The sequence below is a fragment of the Nonomuraea sp. NPDC050680 genome (assembly GCF_040654555.1).
Lineage (GTDB): Bacteria > Actinomycetota > Actinomycetes > Streptosporangiales > Streptosporangiaceae > Nonomuraea.
Genome location: NZ_JBFAIF010000013.1, coordinates 169,690 through 193,411, shown reverse-complemented (window position 1 = coordinate 193,411; position 23,722 = coordinate 169,690). Strand labels below are relative to the sequence as shown.

Here is a 23,722-nt window from a genome sequence, read left to right as displayed (position 1 = left end):
CTCGTCACACGGCGATCACGCGTCCCTCGCGCAGGCGCGATGCTATCGACGTGTGGACGGGTCGGGCAAATCGTTGTTTCGCCAGAATTCGTCCGCTCACGATGTCGAACCGGGTCGCTCGGCCTCGACGTCCCTGACACATGGAGGTCGTGATGAGCGAGCACTGCTTTCGCTCTCCACGTGTACTCCTCGTCCTCATAGGCGTCACGCTCGAAGACGTCGCGAAGGGAGACTTCGATGTCTGAACTGCGTACCTGGCTCACCGGCCTCGGGCTGCTGGAGTCGCCGCGCTGGTACGACGGCCGCCTGTACTTCTCCGACTGGACCGCGCACGAGGTGATCGCGCTGGACCTCGACGGCAAGCACGAGGTCGTGGCCCGGGTGGAGTCGATACCCCTCTGCACGGCCTGGCGGCCTGACGGGCGGCTGGTGATCGTCGACTCCGCGCGGGCCCTGCTGCTGCGCATGGAACCCGACGGCTCGCTGGTGACCCACGCCGACCTGAGCGGCGTCGGGCAGGGCTGGAACGACATCGTCATCGACGGCCGCGGCAACATCTACGTCGACCGCGCGGGCTTCGACATGCTCAGCGGCGCCGAGTTCGCTCCCGGGGCGGTCACGCACGTCGGCCCCGACGGCCTGGCACGTGACGTGGCCGACGGCATCTCGTTCCCCAATGGGCTGGCCGTGACGCCGGACAACGCAACACTGATCGTCGCCGACTCCTACGGCAAGAGGCTCATGGGCTACGACATCGGGCCCGACGGCAGCCTCGCGAACGGCCGGGTCTGGGCCGACCTCGGTGACGGCGTACCCGACGGGATCTGCGTCGACGCCGAGAACGCCGTCTGGTACGCCGACGTACCCAACCGGCAGTGCGTACGCGTCCGCGAAGGCGGAGAGAAGGTGCGGACCATCCAGCTCGACCGCGGCGCCTTCGCCTGCGAGCTCGGCGGCGAGAACCGCTCGACGCTCTTCATCGTGGCCGCGGAATGGCGCGGCATGCCGGAAATGGTGCCGCCCGGAACCGGCCAAGTCCTCTCCACCGAGGTGGAGGTCCCCGGCGCCGGCTGGCCGTAAAGCGGTGTCCGGCGCCGGATCGCCGCGTATGTCGAGCGATCATTGCCTGAGGGGTCTACCGCACTCCCTCACTCACCTGCCGGCCGCCGGAACAGGGCGGCCAGGAGGAAGGGAACGCCGAAGACGGGCGCGTCGGGGGCCTGCTCCTCCATGGGCCGCAGCTCGATCTCGGTGTAGTCCGAGAAGATCCAGCGCAGCGCCTCAGGCGTATAGGCCAGCCCTCCGTCCAGACGGCCCTGACGATAGAACTCCTCGTCCGGCAGCTCGGAGCCCATGACACCGGCGGCGAAACAGGTGAGGCCAAGATGACCGCCGGGGGCGAGCAGACGCTCCAGCAGGCTCAGATAACTCACCCGCCGATGCGGCGGCAGGTGGTGGAGGCAGCCGGAGTCATAGACCAGGTCGTAGTGCCCAGGCGGCAGGTCGACGGAGAAGATGTCGCCGCAGTGGAAGCGGACCTCGACGCCCGCCTCGCGGGCCCGCTCCTGACCCCAGGTGACGGCGGCCGGAGAAAGATCGACGGCGTCCACCTCGAACCCGAGCGAGGCGAGGTGAACGGCGTTGCGCCCTGGTCCACAGCCGAGGTCCAGGGCTCGGCCCGGGGTGAGCAGGCCGCGATCGAGGTAGGACACCAGGCTCTCGTCCGGCTTGTCGACGAAGAAGGGGATCGGCGTGGAGCGGTCGGAGTAGAACGCGTCCCACCAGGAGGAGGCGTTCGGCGTCCATCGGTCGGCATCGGCGGCGAAAAGGCGGTCCAACATGGACAGGACGTCGTCCATCGTACGGATATCCCGGTTCACTCACAGCCTCCTCAGACCCCCGCCGCCCATGCGACCGGGTCCTTGAATTTTAGCCGCCATGGGCCGCATTTGCCCACGTCAGAGGCCATTTTCGAGATCATCCGGCAGCGCCCCAAGCGACGACAGAGCGACGTGGGGAGCCCGCCGTTCCTCTCCCTTGGAGAGGGCTGTCCTTGCCCGGCAACGCCCGCGTCAGAGGCGCCCATGGGGCTTCTGAGCGTCACGCCAAGACCCCGTTCTACGGCAGCGGTCGAATTTCTTCGCACAGACCGCCGGCGAGGCGCCCTTGTCGTCCCGGGTGCGGCACCGGGCGACGGGGTAAGGGCACCTGGTCCGCCCTTACCCCGCGCCCGTTGGAGCCGGCAGCTCCAGGTAGCTCCCGTGACGCCGTGACGCCCGTGCGGTCGCGGTGATCAGGCGGCCTCGCCGCGGGCGATGTAGAGGTTCATGTCGGTGAAGTCGACGGTGATGTTGTAGGGCTTCCAGAAGCAGTGGGAGAACCAGCCCATCGCGTCGAACCCTGTCCCATAGGGCCAGGGCACGTTGATCTGCGAGTTGGGGTTGGTGTAGCAGTAGACCTCCTTGGCGACGGCGTTGCCGAGGCGGATCTCCTTGGGGTAGCAGGGGTAGACGACGGCCGGATGGCTGTTGCCGAAGGTTCCGATCTCGCGGTCGTAGTCGCTGCGGATTCCCAACTGCTCGCCAGTTTTTCCGCGTATGCCCGCGGCGATCTCGCTGGTCCCGCCGAAGTTGACGCCCACCACGCCGGTGCGGGAGCCGGTGGCGCCGGCGAAGCTGCCCGTGCTGTGCAGGTATTGCTCACGGGCCAGCCACATCGGCAGGGGTTGTGCGCCCGCCGATGTGGCGGCGGCGCGTGCCTCCTTGGCCGCTTCGGGAGTGCGGCGGCGCAGGATCAGCGACCGGCCCGCATAGTCGAAGGTGGTCAGCAGGTGGTAGAAGACCCACGTGCCGATCAGCCCGTCGCTGTCGGTGCCGACATCTTCGCCCGACTCCGTCGCCGACCAGCCCACCCGGACGTTGCGCAGTTCGATGCCGCCCAGTTTGAAGGAGTCCAGTATCCCGTAGTGCGCCCAGATGGGGATGCCCTCGTAATCGGTCTTCTGACTGGCGACGGGGCTCAGCCCGGCCTCCTTGGCCACCGACGCGCGCATGCTCAGATTCGGGGCGCCGGTGTAGAACATGAACCGCTTCGTCGGTCCGCCGTTGACCGAGACCTCGACCAGCGGTATCGGGTCCATCTGCTGGATGGGCACCCGCGCGCTCTCGCCGTGGATCTGGTAGGCCTCGCCACTGACCGCCGCGAACCACTTGGCGTAGCTTTCTTCGCCGGCCGCTTGCCAGTGTGGTGCGGACAGGGCGAACTTGTCCTGCCGGATGTAGCAGTCGCCCAGGAGCTGGTTGGTCTCCTTGTCGTCGGGCGCCAGGTTCAAGGCCATCTTGAGGTATTTCTCGGCGTCGGGGAACTTGTTGGCCAGCAGCCCGACATAGCCGCGCTGGCGGGCCGCCTGAAGGCTCTTGGGGTCCTTCTTGAGGATCTCCTCGTACGCGCGGCCGGCCTGCTCGAACTTGCCGGCTTTGAACAGCGCGTCCGCGTCACCGCTGCCGGCCAGCGCCGTGGCCGCACCGCCCAGCAACGGAGCGGCCGCGGCGGCACCGGTCAGCACGGCGGCGCCCCGCAGCAGCGAACGCCGGTCCCATTGCCTGTCATCAGCCACGCCTTCTCCTTTTCATGATCACCTTCGCCATGACCTTCTGTCCGACGGACGGGCACAACAGCTCCGGCCGGTTCCTCTCGCCCTGCTTGAAGAGGGCGACGCCGTGGTGCCGGGGCCATCCGGGCCGTACAGCGCCGTCCCGGCGCGGGCGGCCGGATCGCCTCACAGCGCGCTCCGTACTCGCCCGCCGGCCGTCCCCGTCCACTGTCGGCCAGCCCTATCCCCGCCTCGTCCGCGCCTTGTCATGGTCGTGTCACAGCCGGAAGCGACGGTGGCAACCGTCGACGAACCGAGACATGCGGCCGACAGCTGCGGCGGTTCCTCGGCTTCGCCGACGGGCCGTGGGCCGCTAGCCGGACCCGGGCATCCCGATCCGGCTAGCCCTGGCTGGTTTGTGGTCCTACACCCAGTGCAGCGTGGCCTCACCGGTATAGGTCTGGGTGCCGGACGGTTGCCAGACAGGCCGGACCCCTGGGTCCGGCCCGATCGCGCCGCTCCGGCGCGGATCGTCCCGGGCGTGCCTGGTGTGCCTGGTGTGCCTGGTGTGCCTGGTGTGCGGCGGCGGGTTCATCCGCGGCCGGCACGCTCCCCATCAGGGCCCGAAGGTCTCCGGCTCGCCGACCGTCCCGGTGCCGCCCCGTACTTCGCCGCCGGCGGCGGCCTCGATGCCGTCGAGCAGCCAGGCGAGACCCAGCGTGAAGCCCGAATCCCAGTCGTCGCCCGCCACCATCGGACCGTGCTCCGCGAGGCTCGGGTAACTGTCCCGGCTGGTGCGCAAGTGTTCGCGAGCGGCCTGCCTGATGTCCGGGTCGGCGTTCGTCTGCCAGGTCGCCTGCATCAGGGCGGAGCCGATGATGTAGTTGGACAGGCCGTACGCCGCGGCGGTGAGGGATGGCCCGCCGACCCCCGCCTTGATCAGCGTGGAGTACAGGAACTCGCTGCGTGCCAGCACGTTGGGGCCCAGCATCGGCCGGCCCAGCAGCACGGCCGACCAGGGATGCTTCAGCAGGACGGAACGCCACCGGCCGGCCAGTGTGGTGACGGCGGCCCGCCAGCCCTCGTCCTCATCAGGGATCTCGATCTCCCCGAAGATCATGTCGAGGGTCAGATCCAGGACGTCTTCCTTGGTCTTGACGTGCCAGTAGAGGGTGGTGGAGCCGGTGCCGAGGCGCTCGGCGAGCCTGCGCATGGTCAGCCGGTCGACGCCCTCCCCGTCCAGCAGGGCCAGGGCCTCGGCGGCGATGCGCTCCCGGGTGAGCGGTGGCCCTTCGCGGCCCGCCCGCGTGGCCGGCCGCAGCCACACGTCTCCGGCCGCTCCCTTGGTGGTTGGTCCCGCCTTGCTCATGTCCACGGACACAAGCCTAATATGGTGATCGGGTTCTGGATCGCTGATCCTGTTCTAGACCAATGATCGAGTACTCCTGAGGAGGAGCGGCCGTGGCGGGACATGTGGAGGTGGACGGACTGACCTACGTGCTGCCCGACGGGCGGCTGCTGCTGAACGAGGTCTCGTTCCGCGTCGGTGACGGAGCCAAGGCCGGTCTCGTGGGACCCAACGGCGCGGGCAAGACCACGCTGCTGCGCCTGATCGCCGGGGACCTCCAGCCGGAGGCCGGTCGCGTGGTCTCCTCGGGCGGCCTGGGCGTGATGCGGCAGTTCATCGGCAGCATCCGCGATGACCGCACCGTGCACGACCTGCTGCTGTCCATCGCGCCTGAGCGGATCCGCGCCGGGGCGGCGGCTCTGGCGCGGGCGGAAGAGGCGATGGCCGCGCACGACGACGAGGCGGTCCAACTCGCCTACGCGCAGGCCACCGCGGACTACGCCGATCTCGGCGGCTACGACATGGAGGTCGTCTGGGACGTCTGCGTCACCGAGTCCATGGGCCTGACCTACGACGCGATCCGCGACCGCCCGGTGACCACCCTGTCGGGCGGAGAGCAGAAACGCCTGGTTCTGGAGGCGCTGCTACGGGGCCCCGACGAGGTCCTGCTGCTGGACGAGCCCGACAACTACCTCGACGTGGCCGGCAAGCAGTGGCTGGAGAGTCGGTTGCGAGCGGCGTCCAAGACCGTGCTGCTGATCTCCCACGACCGCCAGCTTCTGGCCAACGCCGCCGACCGGATCGTCACCGTGGAGGACCGCGGCGTCTGGACGCACGGGGGCGGCTTCGCCACGTACGCCAAGGCCCGCGAGGAGCGCGTCAACCGGCTGGAGGAGCGGCGCCGCCGCTGGAACGAAGAGCACGCCAGGCTGCGGCAGATGGTCAGCACTCTGCGGCAGACCGCGGCCAACAACGACGCGCTGGCCTCGTCCTACCGGGCCGCCCGCACCCGGCTGATCCGCTTCGAGGAGGCCGGCCCGCCGCAGCGCCCGCCCAAGCGGCAGAACGTGCGGATACGGCTGCGCGGCGGCCGTACCGGCAAACGCGCCGTCATCTGCGCGAACCTGGAGATCACCGGTCTGACTCGGCCGTTCGGCACCGAGATCTGGTACGGCGAACGCGTCGGCGTGCTCGGCTCGAACGGCACGGGCAAGTCCCACTTCCTGCAGATACTGGAACAGGCCGCGGACGGCGCGGTGCCCGCGATGAGCCACAGCGGTACGGTGCGGCTGGGCGCGCGGGTGGTGCCCGGCCGGTTCGTGCAGACCCACGCCCGTCCGGACCTGCACGGCCGCACCCCGGTCGAGCTGATCATGACCGGCCACCCCCCGTCCTGAACGAGTCGATGGCGGCGCTGGCCCGCTACGAGCTCGCTCCCGCCGCGAACCAGAAATTCGACACCCTCTCCGGCGGCCAGCAGGCCCGGCTGCAGATCCTGCTGCTGGAGCTGTCCGGTGCAACCCTGCTGCTGCTGGACGAGCCCACCGACAACCTCGACCTGGCGAGTGCGGAGGCCCTGCAACAGGGGCTCAATGATTTTTCCGGCACGGTGCTGGCGGTCACCCACGACCGGTGGTTCGCCGCCGACTTCGACAGGTTCCTCATATTCGGCGCCGACGGCACGATCCAGGAGAGCGACGAGCCCGTCTGGCACGAGGGGCGCGGCGAGCGCGCCCCCGGAAGGCGAGCCGCCGACCTGGGCTGACGCAGAAGATATTGCAGGGTGAGCCGCGTGACGGCCATGCGTAGCCGCCCTCGACCGACGTTCCCTCGTCTCGCTAAGCAATCGACTCACGAAGCGGCCTGTCCGGTGTCGAAGCAATCACGTTCCTCCACCTGATCGGTTGGGCGATTCGGGTTCCGTCCCGGCGAAGCGGGGCGCGGGCGGAGCCCGCGCTGGGAAGGCGTCCGAGCGGAGCGAGGTCCTCCAGGGGCCGGGGCTTTGGCCCGGCTGGGGGGAACGTCTGAGCGCCCACGCGCGGAGCGCCCAGGGCGAAGCCCGTTGTGCGCCGGAGGCGCCCCCAGAAGAGCGCCCGGAGCGGAGCGGAGGCCCTTTGGCTCAGCGGTCAGAGGACAGGGAAGACGTCCAAAGGATCATGTGGTCGGCGTTATAGGTCGTTGAACGGCCCAATGCCACCACCTCCGATCCCATCACCGTCACCGCCGCCAGCCACTGCATCCCCGCCCCCGCCAGCCGCCCCTTCGTCAGGTCCACCCGGTTCCAGGACAAACCATCCTCAGACAGCCAGACCGCGCTGTCCCCCTCCCCCGGTGTGCCGTGCCAGCCGACCGCCACCAGCCCCTGGTCGGCCGCCGAGAGGTCGTACACGGCCGCCGCCTGGTCGGCCGGCAGCCAGGCCGTACGCCAGGTCGTACCATCGTCTTCCGAGACCGCGGCGAAGGCGCGGCGCGAGCCGGGTGTCTGGGCTGTCCCGATCGCGATGATCTTGTCCTGGTACGCCACCACCTCCCGCAATCCGGCAGAGCCGGCCTCCGGTGGCGAGACGCGGTTGCGGGACTTCCAGTTGACGCCGTCCTCCGAGAACCAGACCACGGCGCTCTCCCGGTCGCCGCTGTCTGAGCCGCCGATGGCGACATATCCGGATGGTGTGGCGGCCACGTCGTACACGCGCACACCGGAGCCCCCCTGCGGCAGCTTCTTCGACCGGGTGAACTTGCGCAGGTCAGGCGTGAACCAGAGCGCGGCGCCCGAAATGCCCGCCGCGTTGCGGTCCTCGCCGGCGAGCACGTAGCCCGACTCGCCGGCGGCCACGACGTGGAGGGCCAGGTACGGATGATCCTGGGTACGGGCCAGGTCACCGGAGGCCGTCATCTTCTTCCAGGTGCGGCCGTCCTCGGAGGACACCAGGAGCGGCTCGGTGACCGACGTGTCCGCCTGGGTACTGCCGACGGCCAGCCAGCCGCGGCGGCCGTGGGCGACGTCGTCGAGGGTCTGCTGGTTCGTCCCGCCGAGGCTCATGGAGGTCCAGGACTGCCAGTTCAGGCTGGTCCAGATGCCGGCGTCGCCGGAGGCCGAGCCGACCGCGACGTACCGGCCGTCGAAACCGGCCAGGCGGTTGGTCTGGCGGGCGATCCGTGACAGGCCGTCGACGCCGGCCAGCCGTACGCGCGTCGCGTCGCCGCGCGGGGGCGCGGTCATGAGGACGAGCTGGTTCTCGACGTCCGCCGTGGCCTGGTCGCCGCCCGCGAACAGGGTGCCCGAGTCGGAGATCGTGAAGCCGCGCAGCGTGGCGCCCGGCAGGTTGCCGAGGTCGGTCCGCTTGGCCCAGCCGCGCCCGTCGGCGCTGGTCAGGATGGAGTACTTGCCGAGGTCCGCCTGGCTGACCGCGGCGATCCCCGACGGGTAGCTGATCAGCGAGTCGATGCCGGGGCTCGTACCGCTCAGGCCGCGGATCGAGCCGCACTGCGCCCACTGCGCGCCGGTCGGCGAGCAGTAGACGCGGACGTCGCCGGTGATCGTTCGCTGCCTGGTGGGGACGAGGACGAACTGCTTGGGCAGTACGGCCAGCGACGACCCGGTTCTCGCCTCGGGCAACTGGAACCCGGTGGCCTGGTAGGTGGCGCCGCCGTCGCTCGACCGGATCACCCTTGAGCCGTCGCCCGGGGCGGACTCGGCGATGGCCACGACGGTGTTCCCCTTGGCCACGACCGCCTTGAGCTCGCGTACGTTCAGCCCGCCCGTGTCCACGCGCTCCCACGCGCGCCCGTCCGGCGACTGCCAGGCCGCGGGTCCCGTTCCGCCGCCGTTGAGCGTCGTACGGCCGACCGCCACGAATCCCGACGACGTCCTGGCTATGCCGGAGATCAGGTCGCCGTTCCTGAACGCGGACAGACCGCTCTGCTCCACGGCCGCCCAGGTGAACCCGTCGCTGCTCGTCCACAGGCCGCGCTCGGCGCCCACCCCGTCGCCGCCGCTGGCCAGCCAGCGCCCGTCGCCGCCCACGACCCGCTGGACCGTCGGCGTGGTCGACCCGTTGACCTGGCCGAGCTGCCACGTCTTCCCGCTGTCCGGCGAGAACAGGAACAGCGGCCGCGGCGTCGGGCTCGTCGTGTCGCTGCCGACGGCCACCACGGCACGGCCCACGGAGGTCATGTCGTTGAGCTTCTGATCGGAGCCGTCACCGGCCGACGGCACCGTGAACAGCTCGTCGCCCGAGCGTTCCGTGCCCTCGGACAGCGCCAGTCCGGGCTTGTCGGAGGAGCGCCACTGCCACACGAGCACGCCTCCGGCCACGAGCAGCACCAGCGCCAGGGCGATGGCCATCGGCGCGGCCAGGCTGCGCCGCCGTACCGGACTCGACCGGCGGACCGCCGACGGCGCGGGGCCGCGGTGGTGCCTGCCGCTGGAGCCGCCGGGACGCGGCGGGCCCGACGCGACGAGGCGGTCCGGTCTGGTGGGGCGGCCGGCGGGCGGGCGCCCGACGCGCCGCACCTCGGGCTCGTCGAGGTCCTCGGGGTCGTCTTCCGGGTCGTCCGGCGTGCTGTACGGGGCCTCGTATTGGGGCTCGTATTGGGGCCCGTCCTCGTGCCGAGGCCGGTCCTCATGCGAGGGCTGGTCCTCGTACGGGGGCTGATCCTCGTACGGGGGCTGATCCTCGTACGGGGGCTGATCCTCGTACGGGGGCTGATCCTCGTGCTGCGGCTGGTCCTCTGTCTCGAACCAGGATCGGGGTGTGATCTCAGGGGGCTCATGCTCGGCCTGGGGCTCGGCCTCAGACCGGGGTGGGCCGCCGGCCACGAGCTTGTCGGGATGGTTCACGACCCGGCGGGGGCGGCGGCGCGGCTCCGTCTCGGGTTCCGCGGTCGGGGAGCTGTACGGCCGGCGCCCCTTCGGCGGGTCAGGAGGCTCGTCCTCAGGGACCGGGGAGGAGAACGGCGGCATACCCCACGGTGAGGCCACAGGCAGGCCACGAGCCCGATCGTCGGTGGGGCCCGGCGGGGAGTGCCGGATCCGGGGCTCGTTGTCGGCATGGGGGTCGGCGGCTCCCTCGGGCCGCGGGTCGTCATCACCCGGCGGTCGCCGTGGCGGGTCGCTGGGGCCGGAGGCCACGCGTCGCACCTCCTAGTACGTACTGATCGAACTGAGCGAACGACCCGGTAGAGAGAGGTATGCCGAATCGTTCCAGGGCAGCCTGTCCACGTTTATGCGTTTATTTCGTTTTTTATGGCACTGCAGCTTGAAATATCGCACATGAGTGCTAGTTACCCTGTCTCGCCGAGATGATCACCTCCCGGAATCCTCGCCCACCCACTGGATCCAGAGCAACACGACTGAGCCCGAATGGCGAGACCTCTCTAGCGAGATTCCTGGCACCAGCTAGCTATTTATCCTGAAACATCGCTAACTGACCGTTTTTTAGCCAAGTACAACACCCCAACCGCGTACGTCCCCAACTGCACCACGGTTCCCGCCAACGCCTGCCAGGGCACCTCCCCCTGCTGCAGCGCCTTCTCCAGATGCCCGGCGGCCGCGCTGATCCCGAACGCCAGAATGTTGTTCGTCACGTGCAGGGCGATCGGGGCCTCCAGCCCTCCGGTCCGTACCGCCAGCCACGCCATGAGGGCGCCGAAGCAGAAGACGTCGATGAGCCCGATCCACGAATACCCGTGCAGGGACGCGAACAGCGCCGAACCCAGCACGATCCCCCATATCGGGCTCCGCAGATGCGCTCCGAACGCCTGCATGATCCAGCCGCGGAAGATGTACTCCTCGGTGGCGGCCTGAAGCGGCACGAGCAGCACGATCGCGATCAGCGGGGGAAGGAACGCGCTCCACCCGGCCCAGCCGAACATGTTCGCGACCGGCTCCCTGGTCACCATCATCGCGGCGGTCTGGGCGGCCTGCCCCAGCACCAGGGCAATGACCGCCACTGCCAGGCAGCGCAGCAGCCACCCCCACCGCAGCCGCCCGGCGACCGAGGAGAGCGACCCGGGGCGCCGCCGCTGGATGAGCGCGGCCGTACCGAACACCGCCGGGAGCACGGCCGCGATCGAGAGCAGCAGCACCACCAGCGAGAACACCGGATCGCTGAACAGTTCCCCGGTCGTCAGCGACGAGCGAATGCCGAGGATCGTCGCCAGCAGCACGCCGACGCCTATGACCACCGCCCCGACGACGAAGAACGCGACGCCCACCATGATCGTCCCGACGATCTCCGGCCAGGCACCGCGATCACCCACTCGGGCCAGGTAGTCGTACCGCGCGCCTCTGGGCATCGGCCGGAACCACGGCTCCCGCGCGGGTGCGGGCGGCGGCTGGTACGGGTAGGCCGGCCGGCCCGGCGGCTGTGTCCCGTACGGAAGCTGGGGTCCAGGATTTTCCTGCATCTCTACATTCTGTCTGGGAGATGAGCATTAGTTCACAGACGATCCGTTAGTTTGAGCGGATGCTCGGTGGAGTAAGCATTTCGACCCTGGGAGCAGTTCATGTCAAGGCTGGGACCTGTCATCACCCTGACAGCGGGCGCCGCGCTCGCCGTCGGGCTGGGTGTCGCCAGCATCACCGCGACACCGGCGGCGAACTCAACGGCTGCCGCCACCTCCAACGAACCCTCCGCGACCGAGACCACCGCCGCGGCTGAACCTTCGGCGGAACCCGCCGCCACCGCCGCCACCGTTACCCCCGAACCCACCGAAACCGCCGAAGCCGCCCCGAAGACCATCGACAAAGCGGACTACGGAGGCTACGTACGGGGCAAGGGCGGCCTGATCGCCATCTCCACCCGCGACGGCAAGACCATCGGCTACTTCTGTGACGGCAAGTCCGAGGCCTGGTTCAAGGGCAACGAGAAAGACGGAAAGATCACCCTGCGGGGCTTCGGCGCCGCGGCCGTCGGCGGCACCCTCGGCGGTGGCAAAGCCACCGGCTGGCTGAAGATCGGCGGCAAGAAGTGGACCTTCGCCGCGAACACCGTCGTCAAGCCCTCCGGCCTCTACCGGGCGACCGCCCAGGTAAGGGGCGCCAAGCTACGAGCCGGCTGGATCGTACTGAAGCGCCCGCAAGGCGGCTTCACGCAGGTCGGCGCCGCGTTCGCGGACGAGAAGCAGCTGCAGATCCCGCAGCTGAACGCCTACCAGCCGACCGAGCCGGTACCGCTCGACGACGACACCACCCTCTACCCGAAGGACGTCGACGGCTTCATTCAGGAGATGCAATGAGCGTCACCGCGCACCGGCCGACCAGCTCCTTTCCCCTGTTAGTGCCGCTGCTGATCGGCGGACTGGTGGTGATGGCCCTCGGCGTCTTCGGGCGCGTCCACGCCCCCACCGGCTTCGCGGTCGGCCCCGCCGGTTTCTCCGCCGCGCTGCCGATGAAGGCGTGGCTGACGACGGGCGCGCTCGTGCTCGCCGCCGTCCAGGTCGTCTCCGCCCTGTCGATGTGGGGCAAGCTCGGGGTCTCCATTCCGCCGGCCGTCCATCGCTGGTCGGGCCGGCTGGCCTTCCTGCTGACCATCCCCGTCGCCTTCCACTGCCTGTACGCCCTGGGGCTGCAGTACGACGTGCCCAGGGTACTCGCGCACTCGCTGCTCGGCTGCTTCTTCTACGGGTTGTTCACGGCCAAGATGCTGGCCCTGCCCAAGCGGGGCACGCCCGGCTGGACACTGCCCTTGATCGGCGGGCTCGCGTTCACCGCGCTGGTCGGACTCTGGCTCACGTCGTCGTTCTGGTTCTTCACCACGATCGGCTTCAAGATCTGACGGCTCCAACACCTTGACGGCTCCAAGACCTTGACGACCTGACGGCTCTAGCTCTCCGGGCTGAACGTCTTCGTACGGCTCAGCCCGGCAGCCCGCCCCTTCGCCACCACGACGAGCGCCATCTTGCGCGAGGCCTCGTCGATCATCTCGTCCCCCAGCATGACCGCGCCGCGCTTCTCCACGGTCGTGTAGTAGTCGTACGCCTCCAGGATGAGCTCGGCGTGGTCGTAGTCCTGCTGCGTCGGCGAGAACACCTCATTGGCCGCCTCCACCTGCGACGGATGGAGCACCCACTTCCCGTCGAACCCGAGCGCCGCCGCCCGCCCGGCCACCCGCTTGAACCCCTCGACGTCCCGGATCTGCAGGTACGGCCCATCGACCACCTGCAGATCGTGCATCCGCGCCGCCATCAGCAGACGCATCAGGATGTAGTGGTACGCGTCGCCCTCGGTGTATCCCGGTGGCTGCTCCCCCACGACCATCGTGCGCATGTTCACCGACGCCATGAAGTCGGCCGGCCCGAACACCAGCGCCTCCAGCCGCCTGGACGCCCCCGCGATGGCGTCCACATTGACCAGCCCGCGCGCGTTCTCGATCTGCGCCTCGATACCGATCCGCCCTACCCCCAGCCCCATCGTCTTCTCGATCTGGGTGAGCAACGTGTCGAGCCAGACGACCTCGGTCGAATCCTGCACCTTGGGCAGAATCAGGCAGTCGAGTTTGTCCCCCGCACCCTCCACCACCTCGATGACGTCACGATAGGTCCACTGCGTGGACAGATCATTCACGCGTACGACCCGCGTCTTCCCCGTCCAGTCACCCTCCCGCAACGCGGTCACGACGTTCTTACGAGCCTCATCCTTGACCAGAGGCGCGACAGAATCCTCCAGATCGAGAAACACCTCATCGACCGGCAGACTCTGAGCCTTCTCGAGGAACCTCGGGCTACTACCCGGGACGGCGAGAACGGATCGACGTGAACGCATGCGCACACGCTAGCCCCCTCGCCTCCACCCTTTCGCACCCCCACCCACCGCGCCCCCACCCGTTACCCACTTACCGGCTTGACCGCCTGATGCCCGCCCCTCCACAAAGGCCTTCCCATTGGGCGCTTCGCGCACTGGGCTCAGACGCTTCTCCCAGTCGGGCTAAGGCCCGACCCCTGCAGGCCCTCGCTCCGCTCGGACGCCCCATCGGCGCGGGCTCCGCCCGCGCACTCTCCGGCTCCTCGGCCATCTGCTTCGAAAGGCCGCTGTGGCCAGGAGGAGTGGCGTAGACCATGTTTCATTGTTCGATGCAATCCAACATCGTGAGCGATTGAATCCAACAATGCGTCACGCGGTAGCACCCTTGACCCGTCGCTCCCACCCGCACGCACCGCTCGAGGAGCCTTAGGGCCTGCCCTGCGGATCACGTGACTTCTAGGCAGCGACGATAGACCGCCTAACCGACGTGCCCGAGAGCTTCGCCCAGCCTGCGGATCGGGACCAGGTGAATGACTACGACGGTTTCGCCGAGGCGTACTCGGCGGAGAATGAGCACAACCTCGTGAACGCGTACTACGAGCGGACCGCGATGTTAGCCTCGCCGGAGACGTGGCCGGCCGTCGGATCCTGGATGCCTGTTGCGGCTCGGAACCCCTGTCCCCCGCGCTACGCGACCGCAGTGCGGTCGTCACCCTATACGCCCGAGGCAATCCCTTTTCTGAAGGGCGACACCGCCACGCGGAAGGCACCCGCACGGCTCGCTCCCAGGCTGAAGAAGCGACCACCGACCCGGCGAACCTATGCGGTCACAACCCGGAAGTCCTTCAGGGCGTTGATGGTCCGCTCCACTTCGTTCCTGTGCTTGTAGATCCTCTTGTCGAAGTGCGTGAGGGATGGACCGCTGAGTTCGGTTCGATAGACGTGGCGTTCCCGGGCTGGGCCGACCATCGGTGAGCTACGCACGTTATCGGCGCCTGACGTGGCCGAGCACAGGTAGCCGACCGGGAAGTCTACCCACCCCGCACGTCCAAACCCTGGCAATATCCGCAGGATGGAAGATCCCACCGCTCGGACCACCGCCAGCCGTCGAAGCCAGTAGGGGGTTCCATGTCTCTGCGTCGATACGTCGGCAGTCTGAGCATTCACGATTGGCTTGTGGTGCCGAGCATCCACAGCGATGACATGGGCAAGGCTCTCAGCCTCTCGCCGAACGACAAGCTCTGTTCGCCGGTATACAGGACGAATCCCGCCCGAAACCGTCCTCCGAGCCGGTCGGCCAAATGGCGCAGTCCTCGGAAGTCATCACCGCGTACGGTTTCCGCGGCTTTGACTTCCAGGCCGATCACTTCGCCGGAGGCGTGCTCCAGGACCATGTCCACCTCGATTTGGTCGCGGTCCCGGTAGTGGAACAGCTGGACGGATTCGTCGGCCCAGGTGAGCTGACGGGCTACCTCGCCGATCGCGAAATTCTCCAGCAGCGGGCCGATGGGCGCTGTGACATCCCTGGCGCGCTCAGGCGACATGCCGATGAGCCGACCGCCGAGCCCGCTGTCTGTGACGATCAGTTTGGGGGTGGAGATGGCGCGCCTGGTGAGATTCGACGACCAGGCCGGTATGCGCTTGATGACGAAGATCAATTCCAGAAGATCCAGATAGCGCGCAAGCGTCACTCTGGGGAGCCCAACGTCGCCGGCAATCGACTGGACCACGGCCAACCCGCTCATCCGGGCCCCGATGACGCTGAGCAGCCTGCGCATCTCCGCTGGACGTTCGATGTCGGAGATCTGGCGCACATCACGAGTGACCAGGTCGGTGATGTAGGAATCGAAGAACCTGTTGCGCCTGCGTCCGGGATCCCTCCGGACGGCCTCCGGGTAACCGCCGCGCAGTGCCCGGTCCACGTAGTCAGGCTTGCGGAGTGGGGAGGGGCTCATGGTGACATCGGCGCCATGCGTAAAGACATGGTCCACGAATCCGTCCGGAGTGCTGTCGATCTCTCCTTGGGACAGTGGCCACAACTCGATGGTCTCCGTCCTCCCGGGCAGAGCGTCCGGGAGATCGCGTAGGCCCAATAGGCGCGCGGAACCGGTGAGGAGAAAGCGGCCCGCACGTGGATGCCGATCAACCTCGTGTTTGATCGGCAGAAGCAGCTGCGGGGTGCGCTGAATCTCATCGATCATCAGAAGTCCGTCGTGCTGGATGAAGGCAACGGGGTCCTCCTCGGCCGCAGCCAGGGTCGCTGGATCATCCAGATAGAGCTGGCGGGCATTGTCCGCCCGCGTGGCGATCAAGCTCGCCAGCGTGCTCTTGCCCACTTGCCGAGCGCCGTTCACGACGACGACTCGCGTGTCCGCCAGCGCTTCGAGTGCCATTGCCTCGGCACGTCGCGGGAACAGAGACGGATCCATCACGCGATGCACGTTACCGCAGTTGAATGCGGTTGTGTGGGCGTTCTGCCGGAGGGTCCATGGGCGTTCTGCCGCAAAGAGCGTGGGCGTTCTGCCGCCGGGTCTGCGGGCGGTCTGCCGCAAGGAGCGTGGGCGTTCTGCCGGGGGGTCCGTGGGCGTTCTGAGCGAGGTGGTGGCTCGCGCCACCGGCATCCTGCACCGGTCGCGCGGGAAGCGGAAGTTGCCTTTGGGAGGAACCGAAACAAACCAGATGATTTGCTGACCCAGGAGCCGCCACAATCTCCGCATGACGATCACCCGCCTGAACCCCGACGGACTGCACAAGACTCCCGGCTACAGCCATGTCACCGTGGTCGAGGCCGGGCGGACAGCGTTCCTGGCCGGACAGTGTCCGCTGGATGCGACCGGCGCCCTGGTCGGCGACGGAGACGTGAACGCCCAGGTGGACCAGATCGTCGCCAACGCCCTGATCGCGCTCGCGGCCGTGAATGCCCGCCCGGAGCAGGTGGTCCGCTCGGTCATCTACGTGGTGAGCCAGGACACCACTCCGCTCGGGGGAGTATGGCAGCGCCTGCTCGACTCGCCTCTCGCCGCCGCCTTCACCACCGCGAGCACGTTGCTGGGGGTTGCCCGGCTCGGCTTCACCGGTCAACTCGTCGAACTCGACCTGACCGTCGCCCTCGGCGCGTACAGCCCCGGTACAGTCGAGGCGTGAGCGACATTTCCGCGGCCATCGAAGAGGGCGCGAAGAAGTCCGGTGTCCTCTGGCTCACCCTCGATCGCCCGCGCCTGGCCTGGCATGCCTGGCACGAGGGTGCCATCTACCTTGTCACGGGCGGCGGCGAGCAGCAGTTGCCGGGTATCGAGGGGCTCGACACCGTCCAGGTCATCCTGCGCAGCAAGGACAACGGCGCCAGGCTGGCCGACTTCGAGGCCGATGTCCGGGTGGTGGACCAGGCGGCGGAGCCCGAGGCCGTGGCCGCGCTGGCCAAGGAGCGGCTCAACGCCACTGACAGCGAGCATCTGACCGACCGCTGGGCGCGCGAGTCGACCGTACTGAAGCTCACCCGCCGCTGAAGCTCGCACGGCGCCAAACCAAAGCTCACTCCACTCTGGCCGACCAGAAACTCACATCACACCGACCGGAAACTCACACCACGCCGACCGGCTGCTCGAGATCGTCCGGGCTGGGCTTTGTGCCAGGCTCCGGCCGTTGTTCGGTTGCGGTCTGGGCGAGCAGGGCGCCGGTGAGGACGATCAGGCCGCCCACGATCTGGAACACGCCCAGCGTCTCCCCCACCAGCGCCCATGCGACCACCGCGCCGCCGATGACCTCCAGTGAGGCCACCGTGGCGCCCACCGCCGCCGACAGTCGGCGGACCGCGTTCACACCCAGGATGTACGCCGCGACCGTGGCGATCAGGACCATCCACAGATACGCCCCGAGCACCGGCAGCGTGTGCGCGCCCGCCGAGGGAGAGACGGTACGGGTGAAGGCGTCCCACGGGATGTTCCACGGGCGGGCGAAGGGCACCAGGATCACGGCCGACCCGATCAGGCCCCAGCCGATCAGGCCGAGGGGGTCGACGTCGTCGCCGAAGCTGTCGCTCATCAGGAAGTAGCCCGCGCAGCAGGCTCCGGCGAGCAGGCCGAGGAGCAGGCCCAGGGCATCGAGTCGCAGGCCCTGCCAGGCCTCCACGACGATCGCGAGGCCGGCCACGGCGGTTACGGCGCCGACGAAGGCCGCGCGGGCCAGGCGTACCCGGCGGACGAAACGTACCCAGAGCACCACCATCACCGGCGCCATGAACTCCAGCAGCAACGCGATCCCCACCGGCAACCGCGTGATGGCCACGAAGTACAGCGACTGAACCGCCGCCACCGCCACGATCGCGTACATGGCGAAGAACGGCAGCCGCGCGCGCGGGATCCGCAGGGCGCGCGGCTTGACCAGGGCCAATACGATCACCATGAGCACGCCCGCGCCCGCCATGCGCGTCCAGACCGCCTCGATCGGGGCCAGCCCGGCGGCGATCAGGTACTTGGCCATCGGGCCCGAGAACGCGAAACAGCACGAGGACACGAAAGCCAGCGCGAGCCCTGGGTACTTCACGATCAACCTCAAATTCGTAATCACCGTAATATACGTTTGATACTGACACGTCAGGCGTCCGGAGCGCAATGGAAGGGCACTGTTAGCCTGCTGACGTGAAGATCTTCGTGGCCCGCCTGGCGGGGACCCCGGTCTTCGACCCCGCGGGCGATCAGATCGGCCGCATCAGAGACGTCGTGGTCGGGCCGCACGACGGCAATCCGCCGAGCGTGCATGGCATGGTGGTCGAGATCCAGCCGCGGCGCCGGGTCTTCCTGCCCCTCACCAGGGTGCGCGGCATCGAAGCGGGCGCGGTGGTCTTCACGGGCCGGCTGAACATGCGCAGGTTCGAGCAGCGCGACACCGAGACGCTGGTCATCGCCCAGATGCTCGACCTCACCGTGCAACTCGGCGGCGAGCCGGTCACCGTCTACGACGTGGCGATGGAGGAGACCAAGCCGTCGTTCTGGCAGATCACCAAGGTGGCCGTCTACCGGGGCAGGCGGCGGCGCGAGACGAGGATCGTCGACTGGAGCGAGGTGTCGGGGTTCGGCGTCCTGCAGAAGGACCAAGGGGCCGCCGGGCTGATCGCCGCCTTCGAGTCGATGCGGGCCGCCGACCTGGCCAGTGCCCTGCACGACCTGCCGGACAAGCGCAAGATCGAGATCGCCCGCGCCCTCGACGACGACCGGCTCGCCGACACCTTGCAGGAGCTGCCGCCCAACGACCAGATCGCCATCCTGCGGTCACTGGAGGTGGAGCGGGCGGCCGACGTACTGGAGGCGATGGACCCCGACGACGCCGCCGACCTGCTGCACGATCTGCCCAGCGAGCAGGCCACCCAGCTGCTCGCGCTGATGGAGCCCCAGGAGGCGGCGCCCGTACGGCGGCTGCTCACCTATGCCGACGACACCGCGGGCGGCATGATGACCAGCGAGCCGCTGATCCTGCCGCCCACCGCCACGGTCGCGGAGGCGCTGGCCCACATGCGGCAGAAGGATCTGACGCCCGCCGTCGCGGCGCAGGTCTACGTGACCAGGCCGCCCACCGAGACGCCGACGGGCGCCTACCTGGGGATGGCCCACTTCCAGCGGCTGCTGCGCGAACCGCCGTCCACGCTGCTCGGCTCGGTCATCGACCCTTCGGTCGACCCGATCAGGCCGGAGCTGACCGTGCACGAGGTCGCCTCCTACCTGGCGAACTACAACCTGCTGGCGGCTCCGGTCGTGAACGAGCTGGGCAGGCTCGTCGGCGCGGTGACGGTCGACGACGTACTCGACCACATGCTTCCCAAGGACTGGCGCGAGAGGGCACACCGTGACGACTGAACGCCTCGACCAGCCACGCGCGCTGCGCCGCTCGCTGCGCCCGCACTACGACCCCGAGGCGTTCGGCCGCCTGTCGGAGCAGATCGCCCGCTTCCTCGGCACGGCCAGGTTCCTCGTCTACATGACGGGGTTCGTCGCGATCTGGGTGGCCTGGAACATCCTCGCGCCCGCCGGCCTGCAGTTCGACCCCTATCCGTTCATCTTCCTCACGCTCATCCTGTCCCTGCAGGCGTCGTACGCCGCGCCGCTGATCCTGCTGGCCCAGAACCGGCAGGACGACAGGGACCGCGTCCAGTACGAGCAGGACCGGGCGGCGGCCGACCGCAACCAGGCCGACGTCGAATATCTGACCCGCGAGATCGCCGGGCTCCGGCTGGCGATCGGCGAGGTGGCCACCCGGGACTATCTCCGCTCGGAGCTGCAGCGACTGGCGGAGGAGCTCAACTCAAGGAACGGCAGTGAGCACGGCGGCGCTTAAGGACGCTTAAGGACGCTTGAGAAAAGGAACGGCGGTGAGCGCGGCGGCGCTTAAGGAGCGGCGGTGATGGGCAGTTTGGCGAGCATCTCGCGGACCAGGCGGATCTCGCCGGGCCCCAGCAGGTCGAGGAACTCGGATCTGATTCCGCGCAGGTAGGTGGGGGTGGCCTCGGTCAGCCGGGCCGCGCCCTGATCCGTCAGCACCGCGAACAGCCCCCGCGCGTCGCTCGCGCATGCCTCGCGCGCCACCAGGCCGTCACGCTGGAGCCGGTCGATGAGCCTGGTCAGGCCGCTGCGGGAGAGCAGCACCCGGCCGGCCAGGTCGTTCATCCGCAGTCGCCGGTCCGGCGCCTCGGCCAGCTGCGTCAGTACGTCATAGGAGGCCAGCGGCAGTCCGTGGGCCACGAGCAGCTCTGCCTCCAGGTGGCGGGTGATGTGTACCTGAGCCCGCTGCAGCATCCGCCAGACCGCCAGCTCTTCGGTGGTGAGGGCGGTGGTGAGGCCGGGGGTGCGGCCGGGGGTGCGGCCCTCGTCGCGCAGAAGAGTCACGGAGTAACCTTAGAACGTTGCACGGACACCTAAACAGCACGGATTATCCGCACGGGGTCCCTGGTTCATACGATGGAGGGGCATCCTCACCGGCGTGCAGCGCCAGGTCACACATATACGACTAAGGAGGGACGGCACTCCCTCGTGCCGAGACTTAGATGGCACCAACACAGGAACAGGTGACGGCCGCTCTCGCCACCGTCATCGACCCCGAGATCCGTCGCCCGATCACCGATCTCGGTATGGTCAAGAGCATCGATATCGGTGCCGACGGTGTCGTTCGCGTGGGTGTCTACCTCACCGTGGCCGGATGTCCGATGAAGGACACGATCCGCCGCGACGTCGCCACTTCGGTGACCAAACTTGAGGGTGTCACGGGCGTCGAGATCGAGCTCGACGTGATGAGCACCGAGCAGCGCAAGACGCTCCAGACCACGTTGCGCGGCGATCGGGGTCCCGAGAAGGAGATCCCCTTCAACCAGCCGGGCTCGCTGACCCGCGTGTTCGCGGTGGCCAGCGGTAAGGGCGGGGTCGGCAAGTCGTCCGTCACCGTCAACCTGGCCGCCTCCATGGCCGCCAGTGGGCTCAAGGTCGGCATCGTCGACGCCGACATCTACGGGCACAGCGTCCCGCGCATGCTCGGCGCCTCGGAGCGCCCCACCAAGGTCGAAGACATGATCATGCCGCCGATGGCGCATGACATCAAGGTCATCTCGGTGGGCATGTTCAAGCCCGAGGGCAACAGCGCGGTGGTCTGGCGCGGGCCGATGCTCGACCGCGCGCTCCACCAGTTCCTCGCGGACGTCTACTGGGGCGACCTCGACGTCCTGCTGCTCGACCTGCCGCCGGGCACCGGCGACATCGCCATCTCGGTGGCGCAGCGGCTGCCGTCGGCCGAACTCCTCATCGTCACCACCCCGCAGATGGCCGCCGCCGAGGTGGCCGAGCGGGCGGGCTCGATCGCCGCGCAGACGCACCAGCAGATCGCCGGCGTCATCGAGAACATGGCCTGGCTGCCGTGCCCGCACTGCGACGAGCGCATCTCGGTCTTCGGGGAGGGCGGCGGCCAGACGGTGGCCGACGCCCTGACCCGGACGCTGGGCACTCGGGTGCCCCTCCTGGGGCAGGTACCCATCGACCTGCGCCTCCGCGAGGGCGGGGACGAGGGCAAGCCGCTGGTCCTGACCGACCCCGACTCTCCGGCCGCGGCCGAGCTCCGCACGATCGCCGCCGGTCTGAGCAAGCGTTCCAGCAGCCTGAAGGGCCTCCAGCTGGGCCTGTCCCCCAACCGCTGACGTCCGACATCCACAGGGGCCCGCTCTCCAGAGCGGGCCCCTATAAGCGACGGCGGATTTCGGGGAAGCCCCAACCGTTCACCCCCTGCCGGGCGTCTTGTCTATATGACGGATTCCGAGGCGTTCGAGGCCTTCGTCGCCGCCTGGCACCCGCGGCTGCTGCGTGCCGCCATCCTCATCAGCGGTGACAGGCATCTGGCCGAGGATGTACTTCAGGACGCCCTGATCAAACTGGCGCGCCGCTGGTCGAACGTGCATACCGATCCCGTCAATTACGTGCGTACCACCCTGTACAGGGACGTGGCGTCCACGTGGCGGAGGCGGCGGGAATTCGCCTACGGGGAGCCGCCCGACCAGGCGGACCATGACACCTCGGGAGCGTCGGACCTGAAGGTGGTGTTCGCCCGCGCGCTGGCCAGGCTGCCGGTGAAGCAGCGGGCGGTGCTGGTGCTGCGCTTCTACGAGGATCTGCCGGTCGGGGAGGTCGCCGCGATCCTCCGGGTCTCGCCGGGGACGGTGAAGAGCCAGACGCACGCGGCACTGAAGCGGTTGCGCGAGGTCGCTCCCGAGCTGGAAGAGGTGTTGATATGACGGACCAGGGGCTGCGGGAGCTCTTCAACGATCTGGCCGAGACGCTGCCTGAGGGGTCGTCCCGCGCGGGCGAGCTGTGGCGGCGGGGCACGCGGAGCCGTATCCGCCGCCGCCGGTGGGCGGTGGTCGCGGTGGCCGCAGCGGCCGCGACCGTCACCGTGCTCGTCGTGGTGGGGATCGTCGTGTCCCCGGAGCCGGTCGAGCGCGGCGTCACCGTGCATTCCAGCGTCACACCCACGCCTACGGTTCCGCCGACGGCCGCCATGGACACAGCGCCACCGCCCAGCGGTGAGGCGGGGCTGCCCACGCTGGCGACCGCGCTGCCGGAGAAGTGGGCCGACATCCCCGTCGTGACCGCGGTTTCCGGCCCTGTCCTGGCGCTGGCCGAGTTCGGCGACGGGCGGATCTACATGATGAAATCCGGCGGTCGCCTCCCTCTCGATGTGAAGCTGGAGGATTCCGTCGACTCGGCCGGTCACGGCGGGACGCCGCTGAAGCCCAACTCGCTCGCCCCCGACGGGACGATGGCCGCCTTCCCGCAGAAGGACGAGGTGGTGGTCGTCGACCTCGTGATCGGCCAGATCAGGCGCTACCCGGTGCCGGGGGTCAACGAGATGGTGCTCTGGCGGGGCGAGCAACTCCTCGTCGAGCAGGAGAAGGCGAACTACCTGCTCGACCTGGCCACGGGGAAGGCGCGGCGGCAGCCGTACAAGGGCTTCACGGGTGTCGCGGGCTACCGCGATCTCAGGATCGTCTCGCCCGACCAAGGCGGCTGGACGGTCATCCAGGAGGGCGGGTCGGAGGTGGCGCTGAACCTCCAGTACATCACCAGCAAGGGCGGCATGCCCGTGGGCAACCTGGGCAACCACGGATGGCAGCGTGACGGTCTTGTCGCCAGGTCCGCGTTCGCCCACCACGATCAGGCGAAGGAGGCCGACGTGGTCGTCGTGGCCGACATCGCCACGGGACGGGTGGTCAGGACGCTGCTCCTGCCCTGGGGCGATTCCCCTGACAGGAGGTGCGGGAAGGGCGGCTGTCCCGTGCGCGGCTGGATCGGCCAGGACACGGTGATCGTCGAGAGCGCGGACAGGCTGCTCGGCTGGAACATCAATACCGGCGCGCTGTCACGCGTCGCCGACCTGCCCAAGGGTGTGACCGCTTACTCCCTGCGCAGTGGATGAGCCGCCAGATAAATGGCACGTGTCTTACCAGGGGCTTTGTTGCGCCTGGAATTCCCCTCCAGTCAGATCGGAAATAGCACCAATTCGCGCATTCTTA

20 protein-coding genes and 2 pseudogenes are annotated in these 23,722 nt (G+C 68.7%); 12 read left to right on the top strand and 10 right to left on the bottom strand.

Annotation, left to right across the window (positions count from 1 at the left end):
- The first annotated feature begins 237 nt into the window (after window positions 1-237).
- A complete protein-coding gene (locus AB0H88_RS34555; RefSeq protein WP_357651961.1) occupies window positions 238-1,080 on the top strand; it encodes an SMP-30/gluconolactonase/LRE family protein in 843 nt (280 codons plus the stop codon).
- A gap of 68 nt (window positions 1,081-1,148) precedes the next feature.
- On the opposite strand, the gene AB0H88_RS34550 is transcribed toward AB0H88_RS34555, so the two are convergent.
- The 4 genes from AB0H88_RS34550 to AB0H88_RS34535 all read right to left on the bottom strand — a co-directional run bounded on the left by AB0H88_RS34550 (window position 1,149) and on the right by AB0H88_RS34535 (window position 4,961).
- Window positions 1,149-1,880, bottom strand: a complete 732-nt coding sequence (locus tag AB0H88_RS34550; RefSeq protein ID WP_357651960.1) for a class I SAM-dependent methyltransferase — start codon at window positions 1,878-1,880, stop codon at window positions 1,149-1,151.
- A 413-nt stretch (window positions 1,881-2,293) separates the two neighbouring features.
- Window positions 2,294-3,616 carry an aspartyl protease family protein gene (locus tag AB0H88_RS34545; RefSeq protein WP_357651958.1) on the bottom strand — a complete coding sequence of 441 codons (1,323 nt, stop codon included), beginning with the start codon at window positions 3,614-3,616 and terminating at the stop codon, window positions 2,294-2,296.
- Between the two features lie 400 nt (window positions 3,617-4,016).
- Window positions 4,017-4,187: a hypothetical protein gene (locus AB0H88_RS34540; protein WP_357651956.1), complete on the bottom strand. Its 171-nt coding sequence runs from the start codon at window positions 4,185-4,187 to the stop codon at window positions 4,017-4,019.
- 21 nt (window positions 4,188-4,208) lie between these two features.
- Window positions 4,209-4,961, bottom strand: coding sequence for a TetR/AcrR family transcriptional regulator (locus tag AB0H88_RS34535; protein ID WP_357652108.1), 753 nt, complete (start codon window positions 4,959-4,961; stop codon window positions 4,209-4,211).
- Between the two features lie 92 nt (window positions 4,962-5,053).
- On the opposite strand from AB0H88_RS34535, the pseudogene AB0H88_RS34530 reads away from it, so the two are divergent.
- A pseudogene (locus AB0H88_RS34530) lies at window positions 5,054-6,705 on the top strand (ATP-binding cassette domain-containing protein).
- A 354-nt stretch (window positions 6,706-7,059) separates the two neighbouring features.
- On the opposite strand, the gene AB0H88_RS34525 reads toward AB0H88_RS34530, so the two are convergent.
- On the bottom strand, window positions 7,060-10,071 hold the full coding sequence (locus tag AB0H88_RS34525) for a hypothetical protein (protein WP_357651954.1): 3,012 nt from the start codon (window positions 10,069-10,071) through the stop codon (window positions 7,060-7,062).
- Window positions 10,072-10,346: 275 nt separating this feature from the next.
- Complete coding sequence (locus tag AB0H88_RS34520; RefSeq protein ID WP_357651952.1) at window positions 10,347-11,348, bottom strand: CPBP family intramembrane glutamic endopeptidase; 1,002 nt, start codon at window positions 11,346-11,348, stop codon at window positions 10,347-10,349.
- Window positions 11,349-11,447: 99 nt separating this feature from the next.
- On the opposite strand from AB0H88_RS34520, the gene AB0H88_RS34515 reads away from it, so the two are divergent.
- Both AB0H88_RS34515 and AB0H88_RS34510 read left to right on the top strand, forming a co-directional pair.
- A complete protein-coding gene (locus tag AB0H88_RS34515; protein ID WP_357651951.1) occupies window positions 11,448-12,179 on the top strand; it encodes a hypothetical protein in 732 nt (243 codons plus the stop codon).
- Window positions 12,176-12,718 (top strand): DUF6529 family protein, encoded by a 543-nt coding sequence (locus tag AB0H88_RS34510; protein ID WP_357651949.1) that lies wholly within the window; start codon window positions 12,176-12,178, stop codon window positions 12,716-12,718. The genes AB0H88_RS34515 and AB0H88_RS34510 overlap by 4 nt, the downstream gene beginning before the upstream one ends.
- 47 nt (window positions 12,719-12,765) lie before the next feature.
- On the opposite strand, the gene AB0H88_RS34505 is transcribed toward AB0H88_RS34510, so the two are convergent.
- On the bottom strand, window positions 12,766-13,704 hold the full coding sequence (locus AB0H88_RS34505; protein ID WP_357651947.1) for a CoA ester lyase: 939 nt from the start codon (window positions 13,702-13,704) through the stop codon (window positions 12,766-12,768).
- A gap of 448 nt (window positions 13,705-14,152) precedes the next feature.
- Between AB0H88_RS34505 and AB0H88_RS34500 the strand changes: the two are divergent.
- Window positions 14,153-14,397 (top strand): annotated as a pseudogene (locus tag AB0H88_RS34500) (SAM-dependent methyltransferase); the annotation flags it as partial.
- Window positions 14,398-14,846: 449 nt separating this feature from the next.
- Here AB0H88_RS34500 and AB0H88_RS34495 read toward each other — a convergent pair.
- The gene (locus AB0H88_RS34495; RefSeq protein WP_357652106.1) at window positions 14,847-16,112 is read right to left on the bottom strand and encodes an ATP-binding protein; all 1,266 of its coding nucleotides are present in this window, start codon (window positions 16,110-16,112) and stop codon (window positions 14,847-14,849) included.
- Window positions 16,113-16,398: 286 nt separating this feature from the next.
- Here AB0H88_RS34495 and AB0H88_RS34490 point away from each other — a divergent pair, with 286 nt between their 5' ends.
- Window positions 16,399-16,827, top strand: a complete 429-nt coding sequence (locus AB0H88_RS34490) for a RidA family protein (RefSeq protein ID WP_357651945.1) — start codon at window positions 16,399-16,401, stop codon at window positions 16,825-16,827.
- On the top strand, window positions 16,824-17,189 hold the full coding sequence (locus AB0H88_RS34485) for a hypothetical protein (RefSeq protein ID WP_357651943.1): 366 nt from the start codon (window positions 16,824-16,826) through the stop codon (window positions 17,187-17,189). The genes AB0H88_RS34490 and AB0H88_RS34485 overlap by 4 nt, the downstream gene beginning before the upstream one ends.
- Before the next feature lie 73 nt (window positions 17,190-17,262).
- On the opposite strand, the gene AB0H88_RS34480 is transcribed toward AB0H88_RS34485, so the two are convergent.
- The gene (locus tag AB0H88_RS34480) at window positions 17,263-18,225 is read right to left on the bottom strand and encodes an EamA family transporter (protein ID WP_357651941.1); all 963 of its coding nucleotides are present in this window, start codon (window positions 18,223-18,225) and stop codon (window positions 17,263-17,265) included.
- 95 nt (window positions 18,226-18,320) lie between these two features.
- Between AB0H88_RS34480 and AB0H88_RS34475 the strand changes: the two genes are divergently transcribed.
- Together AB0H88_RS34475 and AB0H88_RS34470 are read left to right on the top strand one after the other, a co-directional pair.
- A complete protein-coding gene (locus AB0H88_RS34475; protein WP_357651939.1) occupies window positions 18,321-19,532 on the top strand; it encodes a CBS domain-containing protein in 1,212 nt (403 codons plus the stop codon).
- Window positions 19,522-20,010 carry a DUF1003 domain-containing protein gene (locus tag AB0H88_RS34470; protein WP_357651937.1) on the top strand — a complete coding sequence of 163 codons (489 nt, stop codon included), beginning with the start codon at window positions 19,522-19,524 and terminating at the stop codon, window positions 20,008-20,010. Before AB0H88_RS34475 ends, AB0H88_RS34470 begins: the two co-directional genes overlap by 11 nt.
- 50 nt (window positions 20,011-20,060) lie before the next feature.
- On the opposite strand, the gene AB0H88_RS34465 is transcribed toward AB0H88_RS34470, so the two are convergent.
- Window positions 20,061-20,558 carry a MarR family transcriptional regulator gene (locus AB0H88_RS34465; protein WP_357651935.1) on the bottom strand — a complete coding sequence of 166 codons (498 nt, stop codon included), beginning with the start codon at window positions 20,556-20,558 and terminating at the stop codon, window positions 20,061-20,063.
- Window positions 20,559-20,716: 158 nt separating this feature from the next.
- On the opposite strand from AB0H88_RS34465, the gene AB0H88_RS34460 reads away from it, so the two are divergent.
- The 3 genes from AB0H88_RS34460 to AB0H88_RS34450 all read left to right on the top strand — a co-directional run bounded on the left by AB0H88_RS34460 (window position 20,717) and on the right by AB0H88_RS34450 (window position 23,625).
- Window positions 20,717-21,853: an Mrp/NBP35 family ATP-binding protein gene (locus AB0H88_RS34460; protein WP_357651933.1), complete on the top strand. Its 1,137-nt coding sequence runs from the start codon at window positions 20,717-20,719 to the stop codon at window positions 21,851-21,853.
- A gap of 105 nt (window positions 21,854-21,958) precedes the next feature.
- Entirely contained in the window at window positions 21,959-22,444 is a 486-nt protein-coding gene (locus AB0H88_RS34455) for a SigE family RNA polymerase sigma factor (RefSeq protein WP_357651931.1), read from the top strand.
- A complete protein-coding gene (locus AB0H88_RS34450; protein ID WP_357651929.1) occupies window positions 22,441-23,625 on the top strand; it encodes a hypothetical protein in 1,185 nt (394 codons plus the stop codon). Before AB0H88_RS34455 ends, AB0H88_RS34450 begins: the two co-directional genes overlap by 4 nt.
- Window positions 23,626-23,722 lie beyond the last annotated feature (97 nt).